We start from the raw sequence: 1,333 nt of genomic DNA on the forward strand, positions 1-1,333 counted from the left end.
TCGGACAAGTTGTAGGCAAACATAAAGTGCATTATGTTATTGATTTATATTGGGTGGCCGGATTTATTGTTCTGGTTCTAAAGGTTTGCGAAATCGATTAGCTCTTGCTGAATGTAAAGAAGATATACTTGTTGTTGGCCAAAGTAATTCAGGTATGGTAGACCCTGCACACGCAACGGCAATTAGTTTAATGCAGGTAACATGTACTTTACTTCTACTTAATCCATCCATAGATAGTATTGTCATTATGGAAATTGCTAAACAGTATTCCGATAAAGTTGGTGAAGAGTTTCTTAACCTTTCGCGTCATACTGATTTATAACAATGCGCATCAATTGACAAAATATAGTGCCAAATATTTTGCAACTGTGCTTAGCGTTATGGAGTAATACATGAACGTAGCACGTGATCTTCATAATAGATGGCTTGGTGGCGAACAGATTGCAGGTGTGAAATTTTTAATGAATGACTATGTCGTGGTTGCATTTGGACGCCACGCCGGTCTATGTGGGTCTGTTGTATCTGTAATTAAGTTTGAGCCTAACCCGCCTTACGTTGTAGAAACAGAAAAAAATGGGGACATTGAGGTCAGGGAAAATGAGATTCACCACCCATAACAAGCGGTTGCAACGCCGCTACAGCGCTTCGCGCTTACAAACTGCGGTTGAACCGAACGTTATGCCTAGGGAGCTGTGATGAAGTTTTTAGCTGTCATAGCCATCTTGTTCTCTCTTCATGCGGAAGCAACTGAAGAGAAATTGCTGTGCGAACATAGAGAATTGCTTATTGAGCCAGATATGCAAATGAAGGAAAGTTTTTTCACTGAAAGTAATGCGGAGTCAGCTAAATCTGAATTAGAGAAGCTTGATTTAAGCAGCAATGATTTGATGATTCAGTTCGCCATTGAAAACAACAGCCGAATTGTGCGTGGCTATAAACTGCGAGCCAGAGCTATCGAGTCCGACAATAAGGAAGATATCAAATCTTTCTGCGATTTCTATGTGTCTGAGGCTTTCTATCACGACTAAAGGCAAACAAGGCGCAGTAACACGCAACTTACAAACTGCTATAGTACTTGGCGTTAATCCATAGAAATTTTTATCCGAAACTGACGAGTTAGAGTTAAGGCTTCAACTAGGAAACTGTCCCAAAACATGCTGCGTATTTCTTTTTAAAACTTACAGATTACGCCAACGCTAAATAGGTGAGCCATGGAGGTTTGCGAGACGACCGTCCGCCCCATGGCCGCTTTTTGGCATATATGGACCCATCCGGTTTGCAAGACATTCGATAACGATTTTGAGAAGAGTTCATTGCACCCATATATCCGGCC

Annotated in this window: 3 protein-coding genes; all 3 read left to right on the forward strand. The window is 41.3% G+C overall.

Going from position 1 to position 1,333, the window contains the following annotated elements:
- Positions 1-85: 85 nt before the first annotated feature.
- The 3 genes from L976_RS23285 to L976_RS12005 all read left to right on the forward strand — a co-directional run bounded on the left by L976_RS23285 (position 86) and on the right by L976_RS12005 (position 1,028).
- A complete protein-coding gene (locus tag L976_RS23285) occupies positions 86-322 on the forward strand; it encodes a hypothetical protein (RefSeq protein WP_216841341.1) in 237 nt (78 codons plus the stop codon).
- A 70-nt stretch (positions 323-392) separates the two neighbouring features.
- Entirely contained in the window at positions 393-617 is a 225-nt protein-coding gene (locus tag L976_RS12000; RefSeq protein ID WP_037424339.1) for a hypothetical protein, read from the forward strand.
- 78 nt (positions 618-695) lie between these two features.
- Positions 696-1,028, forward strand: a complete 333-nt coding sequence (locus tag L976_RS12005) for a hypothetical protein (protein ID WP_037424342.1) — start codon at positions 696-698, stop codon at positions 1,026-1,028.
- Positions 1,029-1,333: the final 305 nt, after the last annotated feature.

Source organism: Shewanella sp. ZOR0012 (assembly GCF_000798835.1).
GTDB lineage: Bacteria > Pseudomonadota > Gammaproteobacteria > Enterobacterales > Shewanellaceae > Shewanella > Shewanella xiamenensis.